Below are 7,224 nucleotides of genomic sequence, written 5' to 3' on the forward strand. Positions count from 1 at the left end.
CCATCTCGGCAATCGCCGGGTGCGCTCGGTCGGCGAACTGATGGAGAATCAGTATCGCGTCGGTCTGCTGCGCATGGAGCGCGCCATCAAAGAGCGCATGAGCTCGGTCGAGATCGACACGGTCATGCCGCAGGACCTGCTCAACGCCAAGCCCGCGGCCGCCGCGGTGCGCGAGTTCTTCGGTTCCTCACAGCTGTCGCAGGTCATGGACCAGACCAATCCGCTGTCGGAGATCACCCATAAGCGGCGTCTTTCGGCGCTCGGGCCGGGCGGTCTGACCCGCGAGCGGGCGGGCTTTGAAGTGCGCGACGTGCATCCGACCCATTACGGCCGCATCTGCCCGATCGAGACGCCGGAAGGCCCGAATATCGGCCTGATCAACTCGCTGGCGACGTTCGCGCGCGTGAACAAATACGGCTTTATCGAGAGCCCGTACCGCCGCGTGGTGAAGTCCAAGGTGACGGACGAGGTCGTGTATCTCTCGGCCATGGAGGAAGCGCGCTACATCATCGCCCAGGCGAATGCGCAGCTGGACCCCAAGGGGCAATTCGTGGAGGACCTGATCGTCTGCCGTCACGCCGGCGACGTGGAGCTCTATCCGCGCGAGAAGGTCGATCTCATCGACGTGTCGCCAAAGCAGCTCGTCTCGGTGGCGGCGGCGCTCATTCCGTTCCTCGAGAACGACGACGCCAACCGCGCGCTGATGGGCTCGAACATGCAGCGTCAGGCCGTGCCGCTGATCACGGCGGAAGCGCCGCTGGTCGGAACCGGCATGGAAGAGGTCGTGGCGCGGGATTCGGGCGCCGCCATCGGCGCGCGCCGCACCGGCGTGGTCGATCAGGTGGACGCCACCCGTATCGTCATTCGGGCCACGGAGGAAACCGATCCCTCCAAGTCCGGTGTCGACATCTATAATCTGCGCAAGTTCCAGCGCTCGAACCAGAACACCTGCATCAACCAGCGTCCGCTGGTGCGCGTGGGCGACAACGTCCAGTCCGGCGAGATCATCGCCGACGGGCCGTCCACCGATCTCGGTGAACTGGCGCTGGGCCGCAACGTGCTCGTCGCCTTCATGCCGTGGATGGGCTACAATTTCGAGGACTCTATCCTCATCTCCGAGCGCGTGGTGCGCGACGACGTGTTCACCTCGATCCATATCGAGGAGTTCGAGGTGATGGCCCGCGACACCAAGCTCGGGCCGGAGGAGATTACCCGCGACATCCCGAACGTCTCCGAAGAGGCGCTCAAGAATCTCGACGAGGCGGGCATCGTTTATATCGGCGCCGAGGTGCAGCCGGCCGACATCCTGGTGGGCAAGATCACGCCGAAGGGCGAGAGCCCGATGACGCCGGAAGAGAAACTGCTGCGCGCTATCTTCGGTGAGAAGGCTTCCGACGTGCGCGACACCTCGCTCAAGCTGCCGCCCGGCGTGACCGGCACGGTGGTCGAAGTGCGGGTGTTCAACCGCCACGGCATCGAGAAGGACGAGCGTGCCATGGCGATCGAGCGCGAGGAGATCGAGCGTCTCGCCAAGGACCGCGACGACGAGATGGCGATTCTCGACCGCAACGTATATGGCCGTCTGCGCGACGTGCTGTTGCACAAGCAGGTGTCCAAAGGTCCGAAGAACTTCAAAAAGGACGCCAAGATCACCGAGGCGATGCTGGACGAAGTCCCGCGCAGCCAGTGGTGGGAGATTGCGCTCAAGAACGACAAGGCCATGAGCGAGGTCGAGGCGATCGGCCGGCAATACGACGAGGCCAAGAAGCGGCTTGAGCAGCGCTTTGTCGATAAGGTCGACAAGCTCCAGCGCGGCGATGAGATGCCGCCCGGCGTGATGAAGATGGTCAAAGTCTTCGTCGCGGTGAAGCGCAAGATTCAGCCCGGCGACAAGATGGCCGGCCGTCACGGCAATAAGGGCGTGATCAGTCAGATCGTGCCGATCGAGGACAGGCCCTATCTCGAGGACGGCACCCCGGTCGACATCGTGCTGAACCCGCTCGGCGTGCCGAGCCGCATGAACGTGGGCCAGATCCTGGAGACTCATCTGGGCTGGGCCTGCCGCGGCCTTGGCCGGAAGATCGGCGATGCGCTGCACGAGTATCAGGCGACCCACAAGCCGAAACCACTCAAGGACCTGCTCAAGACCATCTACGGCGACGACAAGGCCGTGGCGGCGCTGCGGGACGACCAGCTCATCGAGGTGAGCCAAAGCTTGATGCCCGGCGTGCCGGTGGCGACGCCGGTGTTCGACGGTGCGCACGAGAGCGACGTCTCGGAGTTGCTTGAAATGGCGGGGCTCGACTCGTCCGGCCAGGTGACCTTGTTCGATGGCCGCTCGGGCGAGCCGTTCGAGCGCAAGGTGACGGTGGGCTACATCTATATGCTGAAGCTGCATCACTTGGTGGACGACAAGATTCACGCCCGCTCCATCGGGCCGTACAGTCTGGTGACCCAGCAGCCGCTTGGCGGAAAGGCGCAGTTCGGCGGTCAGCGTTTCGGCGAAATGGAGGTGTGGGCGCTGGAAGCCTATGGCGCCGCATACACGCTGCAAGAGATGTTGACGGTGAAATCGGACGACGTGGCCGGCCGTACCAAAGTGTACGAGGCGATCGTTCGCGGCGATGACACGTTCGAGGCGGGCATCCCCGAGTCGTTCAACGTCCTCGTCAAGGAAATGCGTGCATTGGGACTGAATGTCGAATTGGTGCAGCCGAAACCGGAGGAGGCGCAGCCGCAACGCGCGCAGCTGCCCAAGCCCGCGGCGGAATAAGCCTTAAGCCTCCAGGCTAGACACGCACCAACACTCGACCAACCGAAGGGCGGCATGCCCGCCCATTGGAGACAACAGAATGAACCAAGATCTCGCGAACCTGTTCAGCCCGCAGACCCAGCAGCAGAATTTCGATCAGATCCGGATCGGCATCGCCAGCCCGGAGAAGATCCTGTCGTGGTCTTTCGGGGAGATCAAGAAGCCTGAGACCATCAACTACCGGACCTTCAAGCCGGAGCGCGACGGCCTATTCTGTGCGCGCATCTTCGGCCCGGTGAAGGACTACGAGTGCTTGTGCGGCAAGTACAAGCGCATGAAGTACAAGGGCGTCATCTGCGAGAAGTGCGGCGTCGAGGTGACGCTCGCCAAGGTCCGGCGCGAGCGCATGGGCCATATCGAGCTCGCGGCGCCGGTGGCCCATATCTGGTTCTTGAAGTCGCTGCCGTCGCGTATCGGCCTTCTGCTCGACATGACGCTGAAGGATCTGGAGCGGGTCCTGTATTTCGAGAACTACATCGTGCTGGAGCCGGGGCTTACCTCGCTCAAGCCGTTGCAGCTGCTTTCGGAGGACGAGTATCTCCAGGCGCAAGAGGATTTCGGCGAGGATTCCTTTACGGCCGGTATCGGCGCCGAGGCGATCCGCGAGCTCCTCAAGGGCCTCGACCTGGAGAAGATCGCGGCCGATCTGCGCGTGGAGATTGCCGAGTCGACATCGGAACTTAAGCCCAAGAAGCTCGCCAAGCGTCTTAAGGTCGTCGAGGCCTTCATCATGTCGGGCAACAAGCCTGAGTGGATGATCCTGACCGTGGTGCCGGTTATTCCGCCGGAGCTTCGGCCCTTGGTGCCACTTGATGGCGGCCGCTTCGCGACGTCCGACCTGAACGATCTCTACCGCCGGGTCATCAACCGGAACAATCGTTTGAAGCGGCTGATGGAGCTGCGCGCGCCGGACATCATCATCCGGAACGAAAAGCGCATGCTGCAGGAGTCGGTCGATGCGTTGTTCGACAATGGCCGGCGCGGCCGCGTCATCACTGGCGCCAACAAGCGTCCGCTGAAGTCGCTCGCCGATATGCTCAAGGGCAAGCAGGGCCGGTTCCGTCAGAACCTGCTCGGCAAGCGCGTCGATTATTCGGGCCGCTCGGTGATCGTGGTTGGTCCCGAGCTCAAGCTGCATCAGTGCGGCCTGCCGAAGAAGATGGCGCTCGAACTGTTCAAGCCGTTCATCTATTCGCGGCTCGACGCCAAAGGGCATGCTGCCACGGTGAAGCAGGCGAAGAAGCTGGTGGAGAAAGAGAAGCCGGAGGTTTGGGATATCCTCGACGAGGTTATCCGCGAGCATCCGGTGCTGCTCAACCGCGCGCCGACGCTCCATCGCCTCGGCGTTCAGGCGTTCGAGCCGGTGCTCATCGAGGGTAAGGCGATTCAGCTCCACCCGCTGGTCTGCGCGGCCTTCAATGCCGACTTCGACGGCGACCAGATGGCCGTGCATGTGCCGCTGTCGCTGGAAGCGCAGCTCGAGGCGCGCGTGCTGATGATGTCGACTAACAATATCCTGCATCCGGCCAACGGTTCGCCGATCATCGTGCCGTCGCAGGATATCGTGCTCGGTCTCTATTACCTGTCGCTGGTCATGGACAACGAGCCGGGCGAGGGGATGATTTTCGGCGACGTGGCCGAGATCCATCACGCGCTCGATTCCGGTTCGGTGACGCTCCACGCCAAGGTCAAGGGCCGGTTCATCACCAGGGACGAGAACGGCGATTGGGTGTCTTATATCTACGACACCACGCCCGGCCGCATGCTGCTCGGTGAGCTTCTGCCGCGCCGCGCCGAGGTGAGCTTCGACTACGTCAACCGCCTCCTCACCAAGAAGGAAATCTCCAACCTGATCGACGTGGTCTATCGCCACTGCGGTCAGAAGGAGACGGTCATCTTCTGCGACAAGATCATGGGACTCGGCTTCCGCTATGCGTGCCGCGCCGGCATCTCGTTCGGCAAGGACGACATGGTGGTGCCCGAGACCAAGGACGAGATCATTCACAAGACGTCCGAGCTCGTGCGCGAGTACGAGCAGCAGTACAATGACGGCCTCATCACCCGCGGCGAGAAGTACAACAAGGTGGTCGACACCTGGACCGAGTGCACGGAACTCGTCGCCAAGGAGATGATGAAGCGCATTTCCTCGGTGCAGGTGGATGAGGAGACCGGCCGCGAGAAGCCGATCAACTCGATCTACATGATGTCGCATTCCGGCGCGCGTGGTTCGCCCGCTCAGATGAAGCAGCTTGCCGGCATGCGCGGTCTCATGACCAAGCCCTCTGGCGAGATCATCGAGACCCCGATCATCTCCAACTTCAAGGAGGGGCTGTCGGTGATGGAGTACTTCAACTCCACTCACGGCGCCCGTAAGGGTCTGGCCGACACGGCCTTGAAGACGGCGAACTCGGGCTATCTGACGCGGCGTCTCGTGGACGTGGCGCAGGATTGCATCGTCACCGAAGAGGATTGCGGCACCGAAGGCGGCATCACCGCCCGCGCCATCCTCGAAGCCGGCGAGGTCACCGTGTCGCTCGGCCAGCGGGTGCTCGGCCGCACGGCCGCCGATCCGGTCAAGAACCCGGTCACCGGCGATGTCATCGTCAAGGCCGGCGAGTTGATCGAGGAAGAGCATGTCGAGGCGATCGAGAGCGCGCGGGTCCAGGAGATCCGCATTCGCTCGGCGCTGACTTGCGAGACCCGCAACGGCATCTGCGGCAAGTGCTATGGGCGCGACCTGGCCCGCGGCACGCCCGTGAACATGGGCGAGGCGGTCGGCGTGATCGCCGCTCAGTCCATCGGCGAGCCGGGCACGCAGCTCACCATGCGCACGTTCCATCTGGGCGGTGTGGCGAGTTCCAAGGTGGTCGATCAGTCGTCGCTCGAATCCAACTTCGACGGTACCGTGAAGGTCAAGCAGCGCAACGTCGTCGAGGACTCCCAAGGCCGGCATATGGTCATGGGCCGGAACACGGCGATCGTCGTCGTCGATGACGACGGCAACGAGCTTGCCGTCCATCGCCTGCCTTACGGCACCCATTTGCGGGTGGACGACGGCGACAAGGTCAAGCGTGGCGATCGTCTGGCCGAGTGGGATCCTTACACGCGTCCGGTGCTCACGGAGATCGAGGGCACGGTCGAGTTCGAGGATCTGGTCGAGGGCGTGTCGGTCTCCGAGCAGCGCGACGAGTCGACCGGAATCACCAACAGCGTGATCATCGACTGGCGTGCGTCGCCGCGCGGCGCCGACTTGCGGCCGGCGATGGCGATCAAGGACAAAAAGGGCGATATCGGCAAGCTCTCACGGGGTGGCGAGGCGCGTTATTTGCTTCCCGTGGATGCGGTGTTGTCGGTCGAGCCCGGTTACGAGGTGAAGGCCGGCGACGTCTTGGCCCGTATCCCCATGGAAAGCGCCAAGACCCGCGACATCACGGGTGGTCTGCCGCGCGTCGCCGAGCTGTTCGAGGCACGGCGTCCGAAGGATCACGCCATCATTGCCGAGATTTCGGGCGTGGTGACGCTTGGCCGCGACTACAAGAACAAGCGGCGCATCACCATCACGCCGGAGGAGGAGGGCAAAGATCCGGTCGAGTTCCTGATCCCCAAGGGCCGGCATCTGACAGTGCAGGAAGGCGATCGCATCGAGAAGGGCGAGTACCTGCTCGATGGCCATCCGGCGCCGCACGACATCCTTGCCATTAAGGGTGTCGAGGAGCTCGCCAACTATCTCGTCAACGAGATCCAGGAGGTCTACCGGCTCCAGGGCGTGACCATCAACGACAAGCATATCGAGGTCATCGTCCGTCAAATGCTCCAGAAGATCGAGGTGGACGAGCCGGGCGACACGGAGTTCCTCAAGGGCGAGCAGGTCGACCGCATCGACTTCGAGGATGCCAATATCGCGGCCGAGGCTGCTGGCGGGAAGCGGGCCGAAGGCCAGCATGTCCTGCTCGGCATCACCAAGGCGAGCCTCCAGACGCGGTCGTTCATCTCGGCGGCCTCGTTCCAGGAGACCACGCGCGTGCTCACCGATGCCGCCGTCAACGGCAAGTCGGACGCGCTCGAGGGCCTGAAGGAGAACGTCATCGTTGGCCGGCTGGTCCCGGCTGGCACCGGCAGCATGCTTTCGAGGCTCAACCGAATCGCCTCCCATCGCGACGACCTGATCCTGGAGGAGCGGGAGCGCGCCGCCCAGGAAGCCATCGTGCGAGGGGAGGAAGAGGCGGCCGAAGGGACTGAAGAGGCCGAAGAAGGCGCCTCGGCATAGAGATTTCGGAGAACATCGGGGGCCGGATCGCCAGATAGACCCAAAACTGGCGGTCGGCCCCCGAAATCCGGCACTTCTACCTTGACGATAGAAGAATCGGCCTGATAAAACGCGCGGACTTCTCGGCAGGCGGTAGCCCAACGGA

At 63.2% G+C, this 7,224-nt stretch carries 2 protein-coding genes; both read left to right on the forward strand.

The features are described 5' to 3' along the window. Window positions 1–2,773, forward strand: a 2,773-nt coding sequence (gene rpoB / locus ACSLE4_RS03375) for a DNA-directed RNA polymerase subunit beta (protein WP_435903075.1), incomplete at its 5' end; no start/stop codon positions are given. Window positions 2,774–2,852: 79 nt separating this feature from the next. Then, complete coding sequence (rpoC, locus tag ACSLE4_RS03380) at window positions 2,853–7,079, forward strand: DNA-directed RNA polymerase subunit beta' (RefSeq protein WP_435903076.1); 4,227 nt, start codon at window positions 2,853–2,855, stop codon at window positions 7,077–7,079. Window positions 7,080–7,224: the final 145 nt, after the last annotated feature.

It is taken from the genome of Methyloceanibacter sp., assembly GCF_051306395.1.
In the GTDB taxonomy this organism is placed as follows: domain Bacteria; phylum Pseudomonadota; class Alphaproteobacteria; order Rhizobiales; family Methyloligellaceae; genus Methyloceanibacter.